Source organism: Streptomyces sp. CA-111067 (assembly GCF_050956065.1).
In the GTDB taxonomy this organism is placed as follows: domain Bacteria; phylum Actinomycetota; class Actinomycetes; order Streptomycetales; family Streptomycetaceae; genus Actinacidiphila.
In genome coordinates, this window is the sequence record NZ_CP192103.1 from 7,201,390 (window position 1) to 7,223,902 (window position 22,513).

The following is a 22,513-nucleotide window of genomic DNA, read 5'->3' on the forward strand; positions in this document are numbered from 1 at the left end:
GAGAGACACGATGGGCCAGTTCGACAAGGACGAGACGCAGGCAGCCCCCGCCTCCAGTCCGCTGATCACCTCCCAGCCCGCCCCGCCGGCGTCCGGCCCCGGCCCGTCGGGCGGGCCGGCCCCGGTGGCCTACATCCACCCGCAGGCGCAGCAGGCCGCGCCCCAGCAGATCCCGCAGGCGGCGTACGGGGCGCAGCAGGAGCAGACCTACCCCATGCCGGACGGCAACCTCCAGCCGCTGCGCATCCCGACCGCGCCGGCCGGCGTCGCCTCCGCCGCCGACCCGCTGCGGATCGGGCTGTGGGGCGCGCCGCGCTCGGGCAAGACGACCTTTCTGGCGGCGCTGCCGGTCGCGGCGATGCAGTACCAGCGGCACACCGCGAACAACTGGGTGATCGGCGGCATGACCCCGGAGGCCACCGACTTCCTCAACGACAGCGTCGAACGGCTGACCGTCCGCCGCCAGTTCCCCGACGGCACCCTCGGGGCGGAGGGGCTGAGCTGGTCCTTCCAGGGCGAGGAGGGCGCCGCCAGGAGGTTCGGCAAGGCACGGGAGGTCAGCTTCCTGCTGGACGTCCAGGACGTGATGGGCGAGGCGTACAACCGCAGTAACCCGATGCACGCCTCCGTCATCGACCAGCTGGCCCGCGCCCAGGGGCTCATCTACCTGTTCGACCCGCTGCTTGACGGGGAGGCCGGGACGGAGAGCCTGAACTACTTCTACGCCACCGTCAACGCGCTGAACGCACGGGTCCGGGACGCCGGCGGCCACCACCGCAACCGGCTGCCGCACCATGTCTCCGTCTGCGTGGCGAAGTTCGACCACCCCTCCATCTTCGAGCCGGCGATCCGGGCCGGCTGGGTCACCCAGGACTCGGTCGGGTCCCAGATACCGCGGGTGCCCGCCGAGCAGAGCGCCGGCTTCTTCGCCTGGCTCTGCGACGAGTTCCGCGGCTCCACGGCCCGGGTGGTGCGGGACGGGCTGAACACCTACTTCCACCCCGAGCGCGTCACCTATTACGCCACCTCCGCCATCGGCTTCCGGCTCAACCCGCAGCACGTGTTCGACTACCGCAGCTACCTGAACGTGGAGACGGTCGACGGCAGGGCGCAGATCTGCACCTCGCCCGAGCCGATCAACGTCCTGGAGCCGCTGATCGACCTGGAGCGCCGGATCCGCGCCGACGGACGCAAGGGACGGCTGCGGTGAGCGGTGGCCCCGACGACACGCTGCCCGCCGACTGGGCGGTGCTCGGCAAGCACCAGGGCCGCAGCATGGGGTACGAGGTGCTGGCCGGCAGCTTCTCCGCGGCCAGCGCCGGGCGGTACCTGTTCAGCGCCACGACCGGCACCCCGGACGACCGCGACCCGGCGGGCGCGCTCCCCTGGCTGGTGTTCCTCGGTACGGTGCCGGACGAGCCGGGGCCCGCCTGCGCGGTGGTGGAGACGACGTGGGACGGCACCCGGGACGCGACCGGCGCGGCCGGCTTCTCCTGGGGCCTGGTGCTGCTGGAGTGGGAGCAGGCCGGTGCCGCCGCGCTGACCTGGACCGGGCTCGGCCGGGGAGCCGCCGCGCTGCGGCTGCCTGCGGAGTCGGGCGACCGCCTGCCGCTCCCGGCGGCGCCGGCCGACGCCGATGAACTCGCCGCCACCGTAGAGGAGTTGGGCTTCGGCTGGGCCGCCGGAGTGGCCGCGCTGCTGCTCGACGGCCGGCGGGTGGTGATCACGGCGCCGCCCGGCGGCACGCTCCCCGACCCCGACACCCGGGTCCGGATCCTCGACGCGGTGTGCGCGCTGCTGCCGTACGGCTGCCGCAGCTGGCTCAGCGGCGCCACCTGGACCGGCAAGTCGGACCATCAACTGAGGCTGGTCTTCGCCTCCGCGGCGCGGACCGGGCAGCAGGAGGTGCCGCTCGGCGGGCCGCCGCCGGAACCGCGGGGTGACGCGGCCCGCGGCTACCTCGCGGAGCTGTGGCGGGTACGGCAGAAGGAGCAGCCGACCGCGTCGGTGGTCGCCCATCTGCTGGCGTCCACCGCGATCGTGCCGGTCCAGGACGCGGCATCGGCTCTGCAGGTCCTGCGCGAGATGGACCTGCTCGGCTCCGTGGTCGGCGACATCCGGCACGGCCGCGGCAGCCTCACGGACGTCGCCAGGCTGCTGCGCCTGCACCCCATGGAGTCGCTGAAAGAACAGCATCAGGGCACGCTGCTGTCCTTCCTCTTCCTCTGCGTGCGGGGCCCGGACGGCCACCGGGCGCGGGAACTGCTGGAGGAGCACTGGCCGCGCCGGGCGGCCCGGCTGCTGGCCGACGAGATCCTCGCGCTCGGCGCGACCGGCGAGAGCTTCGGCCTGGCCAGGAGACACCTCGGCCTGCTGCGGGAGTTCGAGAGCGGGCATCCGGGGGCGTTCGACGAGCTGTTCACGGCGCTGGTGACCGGATCGGGCGGGAACCCGGTCTGGATCGGCGAGCTGATCGCCTACGTCGAGCGCACCCACGCGCACACCTCCGCCGCGGCCGACCGGCTCGTCATGGACCAGAACGAGGTCGGGCACGCCTGGCTGTCCTCCCTCATGGACCCGAACCGGGACCGCTCCCCGCTGTCCCGCATCGTCGCGGTGGCGCTGGCCGAGGGCCTCGCCTCCTGGCCCGGCTGGCTCCGCTACGGCGGCGTGCTCACCGGCCAGCTCACCCCTGACCGGGCCGACGAGTCCGACGCCGCCGACTTCATGGGCTCGCAGGGCGACGGCGGCGGCTGGCGGGCGGCGCTGGAGATCGCCCGTGACCACCGCACGCCGGCCGCGATCAGCCCGGCCTGGCCGGCGCTGCGGCAGGCCCTGCGCGGCGCCCACGGCCGGGACGTGCTGCCGCTGCTCGACGCCGTCGCGCCGCCGGAGGCGACGGATCTGAAGCCCCGGGTGGCCGCGGACGCCGATCTGCTGCACCTGCTGGTGCCTGCGAACGGCACCGGCAACGCCGGCGGCAACGGCCCCGGTATCGGCAGCGGCACCGGCGCCCGGGCCGCGGCAGCCCTGCCCAGGCTCAGGCGACTGGCCGGGCAGCCCGCGATCGACGCCTACGCGGACGCCGTCGCGGGCCGGCTCAGAACCGACCCGGTCCTGAAGGACCCGGTGGTCGACGCGCTCCTCGGTGACGCGCCCGACGCCGTCGGCTGGTCGGTACTGCGCCGGCTGACGTGGCGGATCAGCTCCGTCGAGTCGACCCTGCTCGAAGGGCTGGCCACCCGGCTCGCGTCCCCGGCGTATCCGCCGTGGCTCGATCTCGACCTCTCCGCCGAGATGGTGGAGCGCCTGGAGTGCCGGCCGGGCCTGGCATGGCTGCGGCCGGCCCGGGATCTGCGGGCCGCCACCGGGAACTTCCAGTCGCTCAACGACTGGTGCGGGATCTTCGCCGGAGCGTGCCGCGGGCACGCCGTCGGCTCCCACGCGCTGTACGAGTTCGGGCTGGCCGTCGCGAAGCTCGGGCTCGCGTTCTCCTTCGACGTCTCGGTGGCGCTGGAGACGCGGCGGCCAGGTCTCGGGTACGACCTGTACCGGGCGCTGCACGAATCGGGCCGGTACCCCGAGCTGGTGCAGAGGCTCCGCGATCACAGCCTTGAGGAGGTGCGGCGGCACCGCAGGCTGCTCGCCGACCTCGGCCTGCCGCAGTCGCCGGCCGCCCAGCCCGTCGCACCGCCCCCCGACCCGGGTTGGCGGCAGGGGCCGCCGGAGCACTACGGAAGGCCCGCCCTCACCAGCGGCCACCCCGCCCCCTACGACCCGGCGCCCCCCGGCTACCGTCCGGCACCGATCCCCGCACCCGTCCCCATTCCTGCCATGCCGCAGCAGTCTCCCGACATGCCGGAGGACGCGGCCGCGGCCGACTACGACGAGTCCGGGGAGCCCAGACGGTTCAAGCCCGGTCGCCCGCGGCTGAGGAAGCGCCCCCGGTGAGCGCCATAGCCATCGACGTCGGCGCCCGGCATGTGCGGGTGGCCCGCGTCGGCGCGCACGGCGCGGCCGAACTCGTCGACCTGCCGGGGACGGTGGCCGGCGAGGGACTGCCGGTCGCGGCCGAGTCGGGCGGCGCGCACCGGACCATCGCGCTGCGGACCGCGTACGGCGCCTACCGCGACGCGTACGGAGTCCCCGGCAAAGTGGTGCTCTGCGTGCCGCAGCAGGACCGGGCCGAGCACGCCCGCCGGGCCGCGGACACCCTGACGGCGCTGCACGCCACCGGCGGGGCGCCGCAGTTCCGGGCGCTGAGCACGCCGCACGCGGTGCTGGCGCTGCTGCGGCACACCGGCGCGCTGCCGGACGGCTGGTACGCGGTGTGCGACCTGGCCGCGACCGAGGTACGGGTCGCGGTGTGCGCGGTCTCGCCCACGGCGGTGGCCGTGACCGGCGACGCCCGGCGCGCGCCCGCCGACGGGTACGGCGCCGGCTTCGACGCGGCGCTGCTGCGGGCGGCCGGACTGCCCGCGGAGGAGGCCGGGCTGCGCGAACTGGCTGCCGCGCGTGCCGTGGAGGGCGCCGCACTGCGGCTTGACCTCACGCTCGCCAGGGCCGGGGCGCACCCGGACCGGTACGACGACATCGCGGTGCACCAGGTCGACGGGCGGGAGATCTCGGCCGGGGCGGTACGCCGGGCCCTGGCGCGGCTCACGGCAGACCTCGACCAGGCGGCGGCCGAGGCGCTCGACAAGGCGTCGGGCGCCTCGGCCGACGGCCGGCCGGCCGCGCTCTCCGCGGTGGCGGTGGGCGGCTCCGCCCGTCTGCTGCCGCTGGTCCGGCATCTGACGGAACGCCAGGGGCCGCCGGTCGCACTGCCGGCCGGGGTCGACCCCGCGCTGGCCGCCGTCTTCGGCGCCGCCCTGGTCGCCGCCGGGCGGATCGATCCGGCGGACCGCTACCCGTACGCCGTCTGCGTCGGCGCCCACCGGACGGTGGCGGGCCGGCCGCGCGACGAGGAGCTGCTGCTCAGCCCGCCGGGGGCCCTGGAGCCGGGCGGCGCCACGGTCTACGCGGAGGCCGACGGCCGGCGGGTCCGGCTGCGTACCGGCCCTGAGGGCTCCGCGGACGGGCGGCCGGTCCGGGTGCGGGTGCGGGACGCCGAGAACCGCCGCACCGCGCAGGTGCGGAGCCTGCTGATCCCGGGCGCCGCCGAGGGCGACCGCTTCCACGTGGGCGTGCGGGTCGCCGTCGACGGGACGGCGCGCCTGGTGCTGCGTCCGCTGGGCGCGGGGGCGCCCAGCGAAATCCCACTCGGCAGTCTGCCGACCGACCTGAAGGAAGTGCGCTCGTGAAGCACACCGTCCGGCCGCGGGCGCTCCGCGGCGTCCGCGACTTCGCCGCCGTACTGGGCGCGGCCTTACTCGCCGTCCCCGCGCTGGCCGCCGGGCCCGCGCAGGCGGCGCCCGCCGACACCGCCCACCCCACCCGCGCCGAGATCTACCAGGCACTGGAACTGGGCCAGGAGCCCGCCGACTACGCGATCCTGGTGGACACCTCAGGGTCGATGAAGCAGAACGGCCGCTACGACACCGTCCGCGCCACGCTCCGCCCGTTCCTCGACGGCCTCACGCCGCAGGACCACGTCGAGCTCGTCACCTTCGACTCCAGCCCGCACATCCAGTACATCGGCTCGGCCGGCGACACGGACGCGATCATGTCCCACCTGCCCGCCCAGCCGAACCCGCACGGCGCCACCGACATCGGCGCCGCACTGGACAAGGCGCTCACCGAGCTGGAACGCGACGACGCCTCACCGGTGGCCTCCATCGTGCTGCTCACCGACGGCGAGCAGGACCCGGCACCCGGCTCCCGCTACCCCACCTCCTCGGGACCGTCCTGGACGGCACTCCAGCACCGGGCCGACGCCATCGGCGATCACGCCCAACTGGCCGGCTACGCGCTGCCGCTGGGCAGCGGCGCCTCGGGCGCCGACCTGCTCGGGCACGTGGTGTCCGACACCACCGAGCTGCGGCCGAAGAACATCCAGGACCTCGGCGGCTACCTGGCCAGGGCGGGCGACCGCACCCGGGCCCGGCAGGCGGCGCTGCTGCTCGCCGGCGACAAGGGCAAGGGGCTCGACGCCAGCTGGTCGAACGGCGGCAGGACCGACCTCACCGACGGCACCGCCACGGCCCGGCTGACCCTGCGCTCCACCACCAGCCGCGTCCCGCTGACCGTCACCGGTCTGCGCGCCTCCGTCACGGACCCGTCGATCGCCGTCGGCGGGCTGCCCGGCCAGGTGACGCTGCAACCGGGCAAGTCCAAGACGTACACCGTTCGGCTGACCGGCAAGCTGCCGGCCGGACCTATTCCCTACCGGCGAACTGAGAACAAGGACGCGGTGCTGCGGTTGGCCGGCCGGGTCGGCTCGGCGTGGGAGCAGCCGCTCGCCCCGGACGTCAAGCTGTCCGTCCCGCGGCAGATCCAGGTCACCGGGCCGGCGGTGCCGCTGCGGGCCACGGTCGGCTCCGCGGTGCTGCTGCCCGCGGTGCTGGGCGGCCTGGTGCTGGTGCTGCTGGCCGGCTGGCTGCTGTGGCGGCGCAGCCGGCGGCCGCTGCTGACCGGCGCCCTGCTGGTGGCACGGGCGCTCGGCGACCAGGAACCGGAGCGGATAGCGCTGCGGGGGCGGCACCTGCGGCTGCGCCCCGAGACGGTGGGCGGCGCGGGCCGGGTACGCGGCCGGCGGCGGAGTACGGACCGGGTCGCGAGCGTCGACCTGCTGATCCGGTACAGCCCGGACGGCTCAAGTGGCCGGGAGAGCACGGCCACTTGCGTGCCCGGCGGGCACGTGGTGATCAACGGGGTGCGCTTCCAGCACCAGCCCGCGCCGGTGGCCGGCCGGGTCCCGGTCGGCGGCCGGTCCCGGTGAACGGCGCGGTCGCGGACTCCGGCGCGGTCCCGGTGGGCAGCGCGGTCCCGGACAGCGGCATGGCCCCGGCGAGCGGCCCGGTCGTGACCGTGAACGTGGCGGCCACCCGGGTCGGCACCGAGGCGCTGGGCCCCGGGGTCCGGTCGGCGCTGTGGGTGCAGGGCTGCCCGTTCGACTGCGCCGGCTGCATGTCGGCCGACTGGATCCCGTTCCGCGAGGCCCGGCGGGCCACCCCGGGCGAGCTGGCGGCCGAACTGCTCGCGGACCCGCGGGTGACCGGGCTGACGTTCTCCGGCGGCGAGCCGATGGAGCAGGCCGCCGGCCTCGCCGAAGTGGCCAGGCTGGCCCGGGAGATCAGGGACGTGTCGCTGATCTGCTTCACCGGGCACCGGCTGACCGCGCTGCGCGCCCGCCCGCCGTCGCCCGGCGTCCACGACCTGCTGGCGGCCGTCGACGTGCTGATCGACGGCCGGTACGTCGCCGCGCTCGACGACGGCCGCGGCCTGCGCGGCAGTTCCAACCAGCGGATCCACCACCTGACCGGGCGGCTGGCCGGCTCCGGCTACGACTTCGGCGACCGGCCGCGGTCCGCCGAGATCGCGGTCACCGGCCGGGAGGCCCTGCTCATCGGCGTACCGCCGGCCGGGCTGCTGGCAGCTTTCGACACCGCGGTCGACTCCGTCCGCGGCCGCACTTCCCCCGGAAGGGAGTTGGACAACGATGAGCGGTAGGAAGCGCATCTCGGTCGACGAGACGGAGTGGTACCGCGCCCAGCGCAAGGCGCAGCAGCTGAAGGAGGTGCTCAGCACCCTTCCCGGCCTCATCGAGGACATCAGGTCGCGGACCCGTGCCGACCTCGACCGGACCTTCGCCCGGGTCTCGGAGCGCCAGCAGCGCAACGAGACGGCGATGGGCGAACTCAGCGAGCAGACCCGGCGGTTGGAGGCCGACACCACCCGGCGGCTGCGCGAGCAGGCCGGCGAGCTGCACCGGGAGCTGGCCGAGACGGCCGGCCGGCTGCGCGAGGAGACCCGGCAGGCGCTCGCCGAGCAGCAGGAGCAGGCGCGGCGGGCGCTGGCCGCCGAGCGGGCCGAGCGGCGCGCCGAGACCGCCCGGCTGGCCGCGGACATCGACATCATGAAGGTGGACCGGGCGCGGGCCGAGGGGACGGTACGGGCCTGGCTGGCCGACGCGAACGTGATGGCGGACCTGATCGCCGACGCGGGGCTGGCCGAGCGCTACGCGCCGAAGGAGCTGGAACGGCTGCAGGCCCGGCTGACGACGGCCGGGCAGAACCTGGCGCAGGGCCGCTTCGACGCCGCGCTGGCGCTGACCCAGGAGACGTACCACTCGCTGAGCGAGCTGCGGGTGGACACCGAGCAGCGGGAACTGGAGCGGTGCTCGGCGCAGACCGCGGCGGTCGAGTCGCTGGTACGGGTGGACCGGCTCATCGAGGGCAACATGAACCGGCCGGTGCTGGGGCCCGACGGCACGGAGCTGGCCGACGTCAGGCTCGACGTCGAGTTCTGGTCCGAGGACGAGGTCGAGGGGCTGCGGCGGGAGACCGCCGACGGGCTGTCCAGGGCCCGGGACGACGGCACGGACATCGAGACGCTGCTCGGCCTGCACGAGCGGGACGCGCCGCGCCTGGAGCGCGCGCTCGGCGACACGGTGGCGGACGCCGGCATGCGGCAGCTCGCCTCGCAGATCCGGATCAACCTGGCCGACGCGGTGGCCCGGACCCTCGGCGAGATGGCCTTCTACGACTTCGTGGACGGCGAGTACCAGGACGCCGACCCGCGGGGCGCGTACTACGCCAAGCTCCAGCACGGCAACGGCAACGAGATCGTGCTGGACATATCGCAGGCCGCGCGGGACTCCGGCGAGTGCGTGGTGCGGGTGCTGTCCTACGACCACGACGTCACCTCGGAGGCCCAGCAGCGCGGCCGTGCCGAGGCGGTCCAGCAGGCACTCAACGGCGAGGGGCACAACGCGTCGCGGCCGGTGTCGGAGCCCGGAGATCCCGACCCGGCGCTGCTGGACATCGACCGGCACCACGCGGAGGGCAGGCGGCGCGAGCAGGCCGCGCGGCAGGGCCGCACGCCGCAGAAGGGGCAGGCGCAGCCCGGGGCGGCCGGGGCATGACCCAGGCACCGCCCGCCGTGTCCGGGCCGACGGTGGAGCGGTTCGACGGTGCCGCGCTGCGCAGCGGCGAGCCGTTCACCGTGCTGTACGGCCCGGGAGTCAGCGACGACTTCGTCAACAGCGCCTATCTGATCTGCCACATGGAGCACGCGCTGTGGCAGCTGCTGCGGGCCGAGGGGTACGAGCGGATCGTCTTCTCCTCGCTGCGGCACCCGGTGTACTACCGGGACGCCGCCTCGCGTGACCTGTCGGTCAGGGGAGGCGGCGCGGGACGGCGGCGGGCGGCCGGTCCGGGGGTGATGGGCACACCCGGGATGACGGGGCCGATGGGCAGTCTCGTCGTGCCCGGCTTCCGGGCCCCGCACGAGGGGCCGGCGGCTCCCGAGACGGATCCCGGTGCCCGTTCCGGCGCCGGCCAGGGACCCGGCGGGGTCGGCGAGGACGGCACGCCTCCGGCGCCGGCGCCGGGCTGGGCCGACCCGTTCGCGGTGATGACACTCCTCGGGTACCTCGACCAGGCCCGGCCCAGGACCGCGGTGGTGTTCTCCTCCACCGAGGAACTGCTCGAACACACCGAGGCGCCGCGCGAGCTGGCCGGCGCGATGGCCGAGTGGGCGCAGCACGGTGACAACGGGAACCTGTGGCTGCTGGTCTTCCGCAAGCCGTCACTTGAGGACGTGGCGCGGTTCGTGGAGGACCGCCGGCACTTCCCGCAGCTGGAGACCTTCGTCCGCGGCCGGGCCGCGCTGCGCGGGCAGCCGGGCACGATGCGGATCGACCACCCGCAGGGGGCGGAGCTGGAGCGGCTCATCCAGGTGGCCCGGCTGCGCGAGGGGCTGCGGATCGAGGACTGGCGGGAACTGGACGCGATCGCCAAGGCGCTGGCGACCCACCCGCGCAGCATCCGCGCCTGGCAGGCGTCGCTGCGCGAGCTGGCCCGGCCGGAGGGGCGCCCGCTGAGCAGCACGGTGGTGCGGGAGATCCTCGGCGGCGGCGCCGTCGCCGACCCCCGCGGCCCGTGGGAGCGGCTGGACGACCTCCAGGGCATGGAGGCGCTCCGCGACCACTTCGAGCGGCTGCGCGGCGTGGCCGAGGCACTGGACGCGATGGGTCCCGGCGGTCCTGCGGGGTTCGAACCGCCGTCCATGCACCTGGTGTTCACCGGCAACCCGGGGACCGGCAAGACCACGGTGGCCAGGCTGGTCGGCGAGATCTACCGCGATCTGGGCCTGCTGACCCGCGGCCACGTCGAGTCGCCGCAGCTGTCGGACCTGGTGGCCGGCTACGTCGGGCAGACGGCCGCGCTGACCGAGGCGACCATCGACAAAGCACTGGACGGCGTGCTGTTCATCGACGAGGCGTACGGACTGAGCGACCAGAGCGAGGGGTTCGGGGACGAGGCCATCCAGGTGCTGCTGCGGCGGATGGAGGACGACCGGGCCCGGCTGGTCGTGGTGGTGGCCGGCTACCCGGACAAGATGGCCGAGTTCCTCGCCGCCAACCCGGGGCTGGCCAGCCGGTTCCCCAAGGACAACGAGATCGGGTTCCCCGACTACCCGCCGCGGGTGCTCGCGGAGATCGCGCTGCGGCGGCTGGCCGGCAGCCGGGCCCGTCCGACCGCCGAGACCGAGGCCCGGCTGCGGCTGATCGTGGACCGGCTGTACGAGACGCGGGACGAGACCTTCGGCAACGCGCGGACCATGCGCACCCTCGCCGACGCCGTCTTCACCCGCTGGGCGGCCCGGGTCCGCCGGCGGATCACCGAGCCGGTGCTGCCCGAGGACATCCCCGAGCACTACCGCGACTACCTGGACCGGCCCGCCCCCGACCCGGACGCGCTGCTGGCCGGACTCGACGCGTATGTCGGCCTCGGCCCGGTCCGCGAGGTGCTGACCAGCCTCACCAACCGGCTGCGGCTGCGGCAGGCGCGGGGACAGGCCGGGTTCGCGGCGCCGCACCTGCTCTTCACCGGGCCGCCTGGAACCGGCAAGACGACGGTGGCCAGGATGGTCGGGCAGCTCTTCCGCGACCTGGGCCTGCTGCGCAAGGGCCACGTCGTGGAGGCCGGCCGCGCCACCCTGGTCGGCTCGTACCTCGGGCAGACCGCGCCGATGGTCCGGCAGGCCGTACAGGACGCGCTGGACGGCGTGCTGTTCATCGACGAGGCGTACAGCCTGGTGCAGGACAGCCAGTACGGCGGCTACGGGGCCGAGGCCCTCGACACGCTGACCCTGGAGATGGAGAAGTGGCGGGGACGGCTGGTGGTCATCGCGGCCGGCTACCCGCAGGAGATGGAGATGCTGCTGGCCGGCAACCCGGGGCTGCCGTCCCGCTTCGCCGAGCGGGTGCCCTTCCCGCACTACTCGCTGGGGGACCTGGTGGAGATCCTGCGCCGGATGGCCGCCGCCGAGGGCTGCACCCTGGGGCCCGGCGTACCGGAGCGGGCGGCCGACTGGCTGGAGGCCACCCGGCGGGCGAATCCGACGGGCTTCGGCAACGCGCGGACGGTCCGCAAGCTGCTGGAGACCATGGAGGGGCGGATGGCGGACCGGTTCGTGCGCGGCGGGGGAGGGCTCGCGAAGCCGGTCGATCCCGCCGGATTCGGTGATCCCGGTGATCCTGGCCGGTTCGGCGATCCCGGCGGTCCCGGTGCGGCCGGCGAGGCGGGTCCGCTCGGTGAGGACGGGCCGGTGCCCTCGGAATTCCTCCCGGACGACGTCCCGGACCCGCCGGTCCTCACCCGCGGGGGCGCCCGATGAGCGGGCGGCCGGCCGGCGACGGGAGCCCCGGCCGCCGGCCGGCCCGGCGTCAGGCCGTGCGCGACACCGTGAAGCGGCCGTCCCGGTCGTGGCGTTCGCGCTCGGCCAGCACCCGGGTCAGCGCGTCGTCGGCGGCGCCCAGCCGCCGTTCGATGTCGGCCGCGGCCTCCTCCACCTCGGCCAGCGAGATCTGCTGCTCGTCGGTGGCGGTACCGGCCGGCGCGCCCCGCGGCGCCCGCAGCGCGCGGGCCAGATCGCGGTCGGCCGCCGCGTACCGCTGCAACGAGGCCAGCTGCGCGCCGCGTTCGTCGCGGATGCGCTCCGACCGGTCCTGGTACGCGGCGAGTTCCGCGGTGCTCTCCGCGTGCTCGCGCTCCTGCGCGGCCAGCGCGCGCTGCGCGTCGGCGGCCCGCTCCAGCACCTGCCGGGTCTGCGGGGCCAGTACGGCCAACTGGTCGTCGGACAGCCTGACCAGCGCGTCGCTGCTGGTCCACAGCGCCTCGTCGACGCCGCTGTCCCGGCCGCGCAGCTCCGCCAGTCGGCGGGCGATGACCTCCTGCTGCTCCTGGAGCGCGTCCAGCGCGAGCACCAGCCGTTCCAGCCGCCGCAGTTCGTCGACCTGGACGCGCAGCGCCTCGTGGGCGGCCAGCCGGTCGCGCAGCGACTCCTCGGTGGCGGCGAGCTTCTCCAGGACGGCGCGCTCGGTGCCGACCCGCTCGGTGACCTCGGTGAGCTGCCGCATCACCTCCTCGCTGCGGGCGCCGGGCCCCTGGCCGGGGGCCGCGGCGGCCAGCAGCGCGGACAGCGCCTCGGCCAGGCCGTGGCTCTCCTCCAGCGCGTCGTCCAGCGCGAACAGCGCGGCCAGCGCCCGGCTGCCGGCGGCGCCGCCGTCCACGCCGCGCAGCGCTGCCGCCGACCAGCGCAGCGCCTGGCCGAGGACCCGCAGCGCGGCCTCCGGCTCGCCCGCCGCGGTGTCCGCCAGCGCGGCGGAGATCTCCTGTCTGGCGTCGCCCACTTCGGCCATCGTCCCCCCACTCGACCGCTCGGCGCGGCCGTCTTCCCGGCCGGCCCGCACGGCCGACATCGTATCGCCGCAAACCCCCGCCGATCCGGCGTTCCGGCCGTCACGGCCACCGACCGGGGAATCCAACCCCCTTGATATGAAAGCGACATGGACAGATGAGTGAGATCGTGCGCTTCGACGAGCCGGACGGAACGTCATTCCAGGTGGAGGTGTCGGACGACGCCCCGGGCCTGGAGCGGATCTCCCGGGACCCGGACGGCGTGGTGCGGGCCGGGCAGCGCCTTGAGGACGCGCTCGAACACGCCCGGCCCGGCCTGCGGTCGGTGATCGACTCGGTGCGGGACCTCGGCCCGGACTCCTACGAGATCGAGTTCGGCATGAAGTTCAACGCGGAGTCCGGCATGGTGATCGCGAAGACCGCGATCGAGGGCCACTTCACGGTGAAGGTGCACTGGAGCCGGCCCGCCGCCGGCGGCGGGGCCTGAGCCCGGTGGCCCCGGACTGGGAGCGCCCGCCCTGGCTGGTCAGCGTCCGCCGGTCGGCGACCGCCGATCCGGTGGGCGCAGGACTGCTGGTGACCCCGCGGCACCTTCTGACCTGCGCGCACGTGGTGCGGCCCGGCCGGGCGCCGGGCGTTCCGACCGAACCGGTCTACGTCAGGTTCCAGTTCGCCTCCGCGCACGACCCGCTGCCGGCCACCGTGGTGGCCGGCGGCTGGCACCCGGACGCCGGCGACGAGACCGGCGACGTGGCGGTGCTCGAACTCGGCGGGCCGGCCCCGGCGGAGGCCCGTCCCGCCCCGCTGCTGACCACCGGCACCGGCACCTGGGACCACCGCTTCCGGGCGTACGGCTACCCGGCCGAGCACCGCCGCCAGGGCGTGCCGGTGCGCGGCGAGATCATCGGGCACTCCGGTGACGAGTGGCTCCAGGTGGAGGCGGGCCCGCACGCCGGCTGGGGGCTCGAACAGGGCTTCTCCGGCTCGCCGGTGTGGGACGTCAGCCTGGAGGGCGTGGTCGGCATGCTGGTCGCCCGCGACAAGGTGGTCGCGGTGGACCGGCGGACCGCGTACGCCCTCCGGGTCGAGACGGTGGCCAGGTACTGGCCGGGCCTGGCCCCGTACGTCAAGGACACCACGAACGACGACCTGCGCGACCGGCTGGAGAGCCTGCTGTCGCTGCCGCTGACCGCCGAAGGGGCCATCCCCCGGGTGGACGAGGTCGACCCGCACGACATCGGGGTCTCCCGCTCCAAGTACAGCGACCTGCGGGACGGCGCGCCCTACGTCTCCCGCAGCCCGCAGGACGGCCAGCTGGACGCGCACCTGGCCGGCGAGCGGTTCGTGGTGCTGGCCGGCCGCTCCAAGGCGGGCAAGTCCCGCACCCTGTACGAGGCGCTGCTGCGGACGATGCCCGGCGCCCGGCTGCTCGTGCCGCGCCCCGACGGCCCCGACCGGCGGGTGCTCGACGACCTGAGCCGGCTGCCGCTGCCCACCGGCTCCGACCCGGTGGTGGTCTGGCTCGACGACCTGCACCGCTTCCTGCGGCCCGGCGGCCTCGACCTGCTGATCCTCGAACGGCTCACCCGGCAGCCCGGGTTCACGGTGGTGGCGACCATCCCGGCCAAGCACCGTGCCGCGCTGATGCTCATGGAGAACGACGTCGGCCGCACCACCAGGACCGTCCTGGCCAAGGCGCGGACGGTCGAACTGCCGCCGCTGCTCAGCACGGAGGACGCCGAGCTGGCCAGCCGCCTCTACCCCGGCGAGGACTTCGGCCTCCGGGGTATCGGTGAACTCATGGTCGCCGCACCCGGGTTGGAGCAGCGCTACAACGACGGCGCGGACAGCGACCCGGCCGGCTGGGCGCTGGCCAGGGCCGCCACGGACTGGCTGCGGATGGGCCTGTCCGACAGCATGCCCGAGCAGGCGCTGCGCGAGATGTTCGACGCCTACCTGCTCGTCTTCCACCCCGAACTCGACGCCGACGACGCCGGGTACCGGACGGCGCTGGCCTGGGCCCGGGAGCCGGTGGCCGGCAGCATCGCCCTGGTCAGGCAGGTGCCGGGACCGGACGGCGGCCACGGCTACGCGGCGACCCCGTACATGGCGGAGTACCTGGACAACCGGGACGACGACCCGTCGGCCGCGGTGCCGCGGTTCGCCTGGCAGTACGTCACCGACAGCCGGCCGGCCGGCGAGCTGCTGGCGGCCGCGTACACCGCGCTGATCCGCGACGAGGCCGAGATCGCCGAGCACGCGCTGCTGCGGATCGTGGCGACGGCCACCGACGACCGGGACACCTCGGCCTGGGCGGCGCTGATGCTGGGCGAGATGTACCTGTACCTGGCCAGGTTCGAGCCCGCGGTGCGGCAGTTGGACACCGCCGTGGCCTCCGACGTGGAGAGCGTGGTGCCGCTGGCGCAGGTCGTGCTGGCGGGCGCGCTGATGCTGACCGGCGACCGGGCCAGGGCCCGGGCGCTGCTGGAGGCCGCGGTGGGCTCCCGCGACCCCCAGGTCTCCCAGATGGCGCAGGTGGGCCTGGCCGGGGTGCTGGTCAGCCAGGGCGAGAGCGAGCGGGCCGAGCGGCTGCTCGAGGCGGTGCTCGCCGCGGGCGACACCGAGGTCACACCCTTGGCGCAGGCCCAGTTGGTCAAGGCGCTGACGGTGGCCGACGGCGAGCCCGCGGGCGTGCGGCCGGGACTCAAGCCGGGCGTGGTGCGCGGCAAGCCGGGGGCGGGCGTCCCCGCCGGCCGCGGCGGCGCGGCGGAGCCGGCCGAGCAGCCGTGGACCCTGTCCAGGGCGGTCGGCGAGTCGATCACCGGCCAGATCACCGAGATGGCCCGCGCCAACCTCGGCGGCCTGCTGGTCAACCAGGGCAAGCTGGACCGCGCCGAGGAGCTGCTGCGCTCGGTGCTGGACGGCGGCCAGTTCCACGCGGTGCCGCTGGCCCAGGCGGGCCTGGGCGAACTCCTCATCGTGCGGGGGCGGCACGAGGAGGCCGAGGGGCTGCTGCGGGCGCTGGTCCGCTCCGGGCACCCGCTGCTCGGCCCGCTCGGCAAGGTCATCCTCGCGATCGCGCTGCTGCACCAGGAGCGGATCGACGAGGCGATGGCCCTCCTGCTGGAGGTGGCGAGCTCCGACAATCCCGACCAGGCGCCGCGGGCGGCCTGCGCGCTCGGCGAGTGCCACGCCGCGCAGGGCGACGCCCCCGCCGCCGTCGAATGGCTGGAGCGGGCCATCGGCACCGGGCACCCGGACTGGTCGGTGGCCGCGCTCACCGAACTCGCCGAGGTCGTCGCCGGCATGCGCGGCAGCGAGACGGAGGAGGGCGGCCAGGAGGAGGGGGCGTCCGAACAGCAGGGCCAGGGCGGCACCGAGCGGGTGGTGGAGCTGCTGACCGCGGCGGTCGGCGCGGGCCACGCGGACCTGTCGTCGCGTGCGGCGGATCTGCTGGGTGACTTCCTGTCGCAGGAGGGGCGGCACGAGGAGGCGGAGGACGCCTACCGGATCGCGATCGACTCCGGGCACCAGCTCTGGTCGCCGATGGCCCGCATCGACCTGGGCCTGATGCTCAGGGCGAGTGGCGACCCGGAGCGGGTGGTGGAGCTGCTGACGGCGACGGTCGGCGCGGGCCACGCGGACCTGTCGCCGCGTGCGGCGGATCTGCTGGGTGACTTCCTGTCGCAGGAGGGGCGGCACGAGGAGGCGGAGGACGCCTACCGGATCGCGATCGACTCCGGCCACGAGCAGTGGTCGCCCATCGCGCAGATCGACCTCGCCATGATGCTCGCCGACCAGGGCGACCTGGCCCGGGCCGCGAGCCTGCTGACGGTGGTCGCGGACTCCGCCGACACCTCCGCCGCGACCTGGGCGGTCGGCGTGCTCGGCATGGTCCTGATCCGCAACGGGCAGCGCGCGGAGGGCCTGGCCCGGCTGCGGGCGGCGAGCGACGCGAACGTCGCCCCGGCCTCCCAGATGTCCCGCTTCCAGCTGGCCAAGTGCCTGGCCGAGGACGGCGACGCGGCGGCGGCCGAGGAGCTGCTGCGGTCCGTGGTGGACGACGAGCCCACGGACGTCACCGAGGCGGCCAGGGCCTACCTCGCCGTCCAGCTGCTGCGCGGCGGCGACGGGGACGCGGCCGAGGAACTGCTCGCCGGGGTGGAGAACTCCGGTGACCAGGAGGCCATCGCCCTCGCCTACCTCGGCACCGGCGAGTACCTGCTCGACACCGGCGAGGTGCAGGCGGCCGGCGAACTGCTGGCCGCCACCATGGAGATCGGCGACGACGAGACCGCGCCGAGGGCCGCGGCCCTGCTCGGCGTCGTACGGCGCTCGACCAACGACCTGGAGGAGGCCAGGCAGCTGCTGTCCGACGCCCTCGCCACCGGCGAGCCGTCGGTGGAGCCGATGGCCCGCCGCTACCTCGGCAGCACGCTGTTCCGGCTGCAGCGGTACGCCGAGGCCGAGCAGGCGCTGCTGCCGCTGGCCGAGTCCGACGACACCGAGCACCGGCCGCAGGCGCTGCTGCTGCTCGGGCAGGTGCTCACGGCGGCCGGCCGGCCGGAGGACGCCTACCCGTGGTTCGAGCAGGCCATCGAGTACGGCGACCCCGAGACGGAGGCCGTGGCCCGCTACGACTACGCCGAGCTGCTGCTGAGCGCGGGGCAGCGGGAGCGGGCCGAGGAGGTCTACACCCCGCAGGTGGCCGAGGACGAGGAGCCGGCCGCTGCCGAGCTCGAAGCCGCGGGCGAGGGCGGCCGTCCGGGCCCGGGGCCAGTGGCGCCCGAGCCGCCGGCCGGACCGGCGCCGCACCCGCTGCCGGTGGAGGTGCTGGTCCTGCTCGGTGATGTGGCGGTCGCCGAGAACGCGGTGGAGGAGGCGCGGTTCTGGTACCGGCTGGCCGGGCGGCAGGCGCCGTGAGGCGGGACGGGGGCCCGGACGGTCGTACGGGCCAGGGCTCGTACGGTTCGGGCCCCGGTCGGCCGTACGGGTCGGGGCCTCGGTCGGCCGTACGGGGCCGGTGCGGGTCGGGCCCCGGTCCTGGCCGGCTCACCGCGAGCCGGTCAGCGCCTTCTCCACGTGGTACGCGCACACCTTCTTGGCCAGATACCGCACGCAGGCGTGCGACACCGACCCGTTGTCGACCCTGACCGGCACGTCCGTCATCTCGACCCGGCGCGCCGGATCGTGCGGATAGGCGTCCGGGAAGCGCAGGGTGTGGTCGCCGCGCGCGGCGACGGTGTCGTTCATGGCGGCGATGTTGACCCAGCGGCGTACCAGCACGGGTGCCTGCCGCGGCCTCCGGCTCAGCCGCTTGTAGACCGGGCCGAGAGCCAGCGGCGAGCCGAGCGTCAGCAGCAGGTCGATGCGCTCGGACCTGCGCGCCTCCGCCCGTTCGACCAGGGCCTCGTAGGCGATGACGCAGCCGAGCGAGTGGGCGATGACGACCCGGGTCCGGTCGTCGACCAGGCTGTTGAACCGGTCGAAGATGCCGCGCCGCAGCGCGGACTCGTTGAGGTACCGGGAGATCTGCCGGACCGGCGGCTTGACCACCCCCGCCGCGCCCATCGCCGCCCCGCCGAAGTAGGGCAGCCGCAGCAGCGCCTGCGCGACCCGGTCACGGGCCTCCCCGACACCCATCTCGTCCGGTGGACGGGCCAGGATTCCGGGCAGCTCCTCGGCGGCGACGGCGCGATCACGCGGATCTTCCGAGGCCGTCGCATTACTGAGCAGCGATATGGCGGTGGCGCGGTCGACGGTGTCGTTCCGCCGGGCGAGTTCGCGTTGTTGCTCGGGGCTGAGCCCTTCTCCCTCCGGGGTGAGAAAGAGGTCGCCGTAGAAAGCCATCCGGGCGTCCACCGATCCGGCCCCGCCGCGGTTCCACAACGCCTTGCCCAGTTCCTCGTTGCCGATTTTGGCCAGCCCGCCGGCAAGCGCGGGAAGCCACTCGTTCTCCAGCGCGGAAGCAGTGTCGTGTTCGTGGTCGATTCCGTGCACCATCACTATCTCGGCCACCCCGCGCCCCCCTCGCCACACACCCTGACGCCCTGTCATGACAAGCGTCTGACACGGCACATCATCCCATGCCAGACTCGGCGGCATGGGAGAACGGCGATGCCTGCACATCGGTTCGCAGTGCGCTGACCGGGCCGAGCTTCCCGGCCTGCGCCGGGCCGCCACCGAACTCCACGCGCGTTTCACCGATCCCACTCTCGGCGGCTGCGAACCGGCGCTGGCGGAAGGGCGTTCACTGGTCATCGACCCCGAAGTGGCGTTATTGCGGTCCGGTATCCGGGATGCCGTAGCGAGAGCGTCGGAAGCCGGGGCAACCCTGTTCGTCTCCTTCACCGGCCACGGATTCGCCGACGAATCCGACTTCTATCTGATGGCGCTGAATTCGGTGGACGGGCAGCCGGATTCGGCGCTCGCGGTCGGCGAATTCCTGGCGGAACTGCTGCCGCAACACCCGGGTGTGGACGGCCTGGTGCTCATCATCGACGCCTGCGAGTCGGGCCATGTCCTCGAACGGCTCGGGCACACGCTGGCGAGGGTGGCGCAGGCCACCGGGCAGCGGTTCGAGGTGCTGGTCTCGACGGAGTCAGGACCCGCCTACGGCTGCGCGTTCACCACTGCGCTCGCCGAACTGCTCGCCGCCGGCGACCGCCCGCAGGGCCGGTTCGTGACGGCCGCGTCGGCGCTGCCCCGGCTGCGGGAGATGTGCCGGGCGCAGCGGCCCGACCACCGGGTCTTCGACCGCGGCACGGACGTCGGCTACTCCGACCCCTCGCTGTGGCTGTCGCTGAACCCGGCGAGGGACCGGGACGGCGACGAGCAGCTCGCCGACCTGCTCACCTGGTACCAGCCGACCGCCCAGATCGACGCGGTGCTGCGGCGACTTGACGGGGCGCGGGCACTGGCGGTCACCGCGCCCGCCGGGCAGGGCAAGTCCGGCTGCGCCGCCGCGCTCGTCCACGCCGCGGCCGGTCTCGACCGGGCGGCGGAGGCCGCGGACGGCGCGGCGGAGAGCGCGCGAATACGGCCCCGGGCGCGGCGGGTCGACGCCACCGCCGTCATCACCGCGGCCACCACACCCGAGAGCCTGGCCGCCGGAGTCAGCCGGGCCCTGGAGCGGCTGCCGGGATACGCCCTGGCGGTGGCAGCCTTTCAGGACCGCACCTCCGAGGCCGAGTTGGCGACCCTGGACGCGCTGCGCTCGCAGGTGCTCGGCCCGCTGCGCTTCCTCGGCCGGCCGGTGGTCCTGGTCGTGGACGGTCTCGACCAGCTGGCCGAGACCGTCCGGGACCCCGTGCACGACGCGCTCGACGCCCTGGTGACCGGGGAGGGCCTCGATCACGTGACGCTGATCGTCACCGCCAGGACCGGCACCCGGCTGCCCGCCGGCGCGCGGGAGATCGTGCTCGGACCCGCCACCGACGCGGAGATCGCCGCGTACCTGACCCGGCGCCGGCTGCCCGGCCACCTGCACACCGCGATCCAGCAGCGCGCCCAGGGCAACTGGCTGGTCGCCAGGACCTTCGCCGACGTCGCCGAGGGCCTTCCGTCCGCGTCGGCGCTGCCGGCCACACTGGGCGCCGCCTTCGACCGGGCCGTCGACTCCGCGAAGGCCGATCCGGCGCGGGCGGACGACCTGCTGGACGCCGTACTGACCGTGCTCGCGGCGGCGGGCTCCGGCCCGGTGCTGCCGCTGCCCCTGCTGGCGGACGCTGCCGCGGGCCTCGCGGGACCCACCCCGGCCCACCGGGTGCACGACGTCCTGGTGCGGCTGCGCGGACTGCTGGTACGGGCCGGGGCGGGCACCGCGGACGAGCGCGTCGGCCTCTTCCACGCCGCACTCGCCGAGCACCTGTCCGCGGGCGACGACCTCGACGGCGCCGACGACTTCGACGACCTGGACGAGCTCGATCTGCCGGACGGCTTCGACCCGTTCGGCGGCTCGGGCCCCGCGCGCCCCGCCGCGCCGCCCGCCCACCGCCGGATCCACGTCCGCGACGGACACGGCGCCCTGGCCGACGCGTTGACCCGCGCGGTGCCGCACCAGACCCGGGCCCACGGGTCCCAGCCCTTCGACTACACGCTCGCCGCCGAGCCCGAGCACCTGTGGAGCGGCGGGCGGAAGGCCGCGGTGGCGCACAGCCTGATGTGCCGTACCGCGGTCAGGCCGGCCGACAACCTGGCCCGCTGGCGGACGTGGCTGCCGCGGCTGACCGCCGAGTTCGGCGCCCGCAGCGACCAGGCGCTCGCGGCGCGCAACAACGAGATCACCTGGATCGAGGAGACCGGGCAGCGAACCGCCGCGCTGGCGCTGGCGCGTGACCTGGCCGCTGACTGCGAGGCGGTGCTCGGGCCGCTGCACCAGGCGAGCCTCACCGTCCGGCACGACCTCGTCAGGTGGGACGACGCGGGCGACGTCGACCTGCGCCTCGACCGGGCCTACACGCTGGTGCGGGACGTCGAATCCGTCCACGGCGCCGACCACGCGGACACCCTGGGCGCCGAGCAGACGGTCGCCTGGCTGCTCGGCGAGCGCGATCCGAAGCTGGGCCGCGAACACCTGGAGCGGCTGCTGCCCCGGGCGGCCCGGGTGCTCGGCGAGCACGACTCCCGGTACCTGCTCATGCGGCTCAACATCACCTACCGCCTCAACGAGGAGGGGAGGACGGACGAGGCCCGCGAGGCGCTCGACCGGCTCGTCCCGGTCATGGCCGAGCACCTGCCTGGCAACCACCCGGCGCTGCTCACCGCGCGGACCAACCTGGTGGCGATGATCGCCGCCGGCGGCGACTTCCGCCGGGCCATCGCGCTGTGCGCGGAGGACCTGGCCGCGGTACGGGAGATCTACGGCGACGAGCACCATCGCACGCTCACCGTCCGCTCCAACCACGTCGCCTACCTGGTCCAGGACCGCAGGTTCGGCGAAGCGGCCGTGCTGGCACGGCAGTTGTTGGAGGACCAGCGCCGGACGCTCGGCGCGCAGGACCCGGCGACGCTGGCCACGGCCAAGGTGCTCGACGCGCTGGAGCGGCGCGGCTGGGACGGCAGGACGGGCTGAGGAGCCGGGAGTCGGGAGTCGGGGATCTGAGGGTCTGCGGGTCTGAGGATTCGAGAGTTCGAGGGTTCGAGGGTTCGAAGGACAGGATTCGGGAGACGACATGACCGCCACCTCCGCCGGGGGACCCGGCGCGACCCCCGCGAGCAGCGCGGGCGACACCGCGGCGAGCGGCCCGGGCGGCGCCGCGGCAGGGAGCTCGGGCGGCGACCTCGGCGAGCAGTCGGCCCGGCTGACCGCGACGATCCGGGCGGCGATGCGGCCGCACGGCGGGAAGCGGGACTCGCTGCTGCACAACGGCAGCACCATGGCCGCGATGGCCGCCACGACCGCGGCCACCGTGATCCCGGACGGCCACGCGCTGTGGGCGCGCGTGGCCGCCGGGATCGCCACCTTTCTCATCGCCGTGGCCAGGGCGCTCGACTTCGGCGCCCGCTGGCGCTGGCACCTGAACATGCGCTCGCGGTACGCCATCCTGCTCGACCGGGTCGACCAGGCCCAGCTGCTGCCTCCCGGCGTCCGGCAGGAGGCGCTCAGCCGGATCTACGACGAACTGTCCAAGGTCCGGGGCCTGGAGCGCGGCATGCCGGGGGTCGGCGCGGTCAACCAGACCGCGTCCAGCGGCTCCTGAGCGGGG

Annotated in this window: 13 protein-coding genes; 11 read left to right on the forward strand and 2 right to left on the reverse strand. The window is 75.0% G+C overall.

What is annotated here, in order from left to right:
* Nucleotides 1–10 precede the first annotated feature (10 nt).
* The 7 genes from ACQPW6_RS32015 to ACQPW6_RS32045 are packed head-to-tail and all read left to right on the forward strand — an operon-like array spanning nt 11 to nt 11,784.
* Nucleotides 11–1,210 (forward strand): hypothetical protein, encoded by a 1,200-nt coding sequence (locus ACQPW6_RS32015; RefSeq protein ID WP_433893197.1) that lies wholly within the window; start codon nt 11–13, stop codon nt 1,208–1,210.
* A complete protein-coding gene (locus tag ACQPW6_RS32020) occupies nt 1,207–3,951 on the forward strand; it encodes a hypothetical protein (protein ID WP_433893198.1) in 2,745 nt (914 codons plus the stop codon). The genes ACQPW6_RS32015 and ACQPW6_RS32020 overlap by 4 nt, the downstream gene beginning before the upstream one ends.
* Entirely contained in the window at nt 3,948–5,303 is a 1,356-nt protein-coding gene (locus ACQPW6_RS32025) for a hypothetical protein (protein WP_433893199.1), read from the forward strand. The genes ACQPW6_RS32020 and ACQPW6_RS32025 overlap by 4 nt, the downstream gene beginning before the upstream one ends.
* Nucleotides 5,300–6,880 (forward strand): vWA domain-containing protein, encoded by a 1,581-nt coding sequence (locus ACQPW6_RS32030; protein WP_433893200.1) that lies wholly within the window; start codon nt 5,300–5,302, stop codon nt 6,878–6,880. Before ACQPW6_RS32025 ends, ACQPW6_RS32030 begins: the two co-directional genes overlap by 4 nt.
* A 59-nt stretch (nt 6,881–6,939) precedes the next feature.
* Nucleotides 6,940–7,611, forward strand: coding sequence for a 4Fe-4S single cluster domain-containing protein (locus tag ACQPW6_RS32035; protein ID WP_433894719.1), 672 nt, complete (start codon nt 6,940–6,942; stop codon nt 7,609–7,611).
* Complete coding sequence (locus ACQPW6_RS32040; protein ID WP_433893201.1) at nt 7,601–9,025, forward strand: hypothetical protein; 1,425 nt, start codon at nt 7,601–7,603, stop codon at nt 9,023–9,025. The genes ACQPW6_RS32035 and ACQPW6_RS32040 overlap by 11 nt, the downstream gene beginning before the upstream one ends.
* On the forward strand, nt 9,022–11,784 hold the full coding sequence (locus ACQPW6_RS32045; RefSeq protein WP_433893202.1) for an AAA family ATPase: 2,763 nt from the start codon (nt 9,022–9,024) through the stop codon (nt 11,782–11,784). Before ACQPW6_RS32040 ends, ACQPW6_RS32045 begins: the two co-directional genes overlap by 4 nt.
* Nucleotides 11,785–11,833: 49 nt before the next feature.
* Here ACQPW6_RS32045 and ACQPW6_RS32050 read toward each other — a convergent pair whose 3' ends face one another.
* Nucleotides 11,834–12,799 (reverse strand): hypothetical protein, encoded by a 966-nt coding sequence (locus ACQPW6_RS32050; protein WP_433893203.1) that lies wholly within the window; start codon nt 12,797–12,799, stop codon nt 11,834–11,836.
* A 164-nt stretch (nt 12,800–12,963) separates the two neighbouring features.
* Here ACQPW6_RS32050 and ACQPW6_RS32055 point away from each other — a divergent pair, with 164 nt between their 5' ends.
* Together ACQPW6_RS32055 and ACQPW6_RS32060 are read left to right on the forward strand one after the other, a co-directional pair.
* Nucleotides 12,964–13,293, forward strand: coding sequence for a CU044_2847 family protein (locus ACQPW6_RS32055; protein ID WP_433893204.1), 330 nt, complete (start codon nt 12,964–12,966; stop codon nt 13,291–13,293).
* 5 nt (nt 13,294–13,298) lie between these two features.
* The gene (locus tag ACQPW6_RS32060) at nt 13,299–17,729 is read left to right on the forward strand and encodes a tetratricopeptide repeat protein (protein ID WP_433893205.1); all 4,431 of its coding nucleotides are present in this window, start codon (nt 13,299–13,301) and stop codon (nt 17,727–17,729) included.
* A 129-nt stretch (nt 17,730–17,858) separates the two neighbouring features.
* On the opposite strand, the gene ACQPW6_RS32065 is transcribed toward ACQPW6_RS32060, so the two are convergent.
* Nucleotides 17,859–18,824: a hypothetical protein gene (locus ACQPW6_RS32065; protein WP_433893206.1), complete on the reverse strand. Its 966-nt coding sequence runs from the start codon at nt 18,822–18,824 to the stop codon at nt 17,859–17,861.
* A gap of 85 nt (nt 18,825–18,909) precedes the next feature.
* On the opposite strand from ACQPW6_RS32065, the gene ACQPW6_RS32070 reads away from it, so the two are divergent.
* Together ACQPW6_RS32070 and ACQPW6_RS32075 are read left to right on the forward strand one after the other, a co-directional pair.
* Complete coding sequence (locus ACQPW6_RS32070) at nt 18,910–21,879, forward strand: tetratricopeptide repeat protein (protein ID WP_433893207.1); 2,970 nt, start codon at nt 18,910–18,912, stop codon at nt 21,877–21,879.
* A 100-nt stretch (nt 21,880–21,979) separates the two neighbouring features.
* A complete protein-coding gene (locus ACQPW6_RS32075) occupies nt 21,980–22,507 on the forward strand; it encodes a hypothetical protein (protein WP_433893208.1) in 528 nt (175 codons plus the stop codon).
* Nucleotides 22,508–22,513: the final 6 nt, after the last annotated feature.

Coding starts and splice junctions, on each gene's coding strand:
- ACQPW6_RS32075 (WP_433893208.1), top strand. CDS start 21,980: ATGACCGCCACCTCCGCCGGGGGACCCGGCGCGACCCCCGCGAGCAGC.
- ACQPW6_RS32045 (WP_433893202.1), top strand. CDS start 9,022: ATGACCCAGGCACCGCCCGCCGTGTCCGGGCCGACGGTGGAGCGGTTC.
- ACQPW6_RS32040 (WP_433893201.1), top strand. CDS start 7,601: ATGAGCGGTAGGAAGCGCATCTCGGTCGACGAGACGGAGTGGTACCGC.
- ACQPW6_RS32070 (WP_433893207.1), top strand. CDS start 18,910: ATGGGAGAACGGCGATGCCTGCACATCGGTTCGCAGTGCGCTGACCGG.
- ACQPW6_RS32055 (WP_433893204.1), top strand. CDS start 12,964: ATGAGTGAGATCGTGCGCTTCGACGAGCCGGACGGAACGTCATTCCAG.
- ACQPW6_RS32035 (WP_433894719.1), top strand. CDS start 6,940: ATGGCCCCGGCGAGCGGCCCGGTCGTGACCGTGAACGTGGCGGCCACC.
- ACQPW6_RS32015 (WP_433893197.1), top strand. CDS start 11: ATGGGCCAGTTCGACAAGGACGAGACGCAGGCAGCCCCCGCCTCCAGT.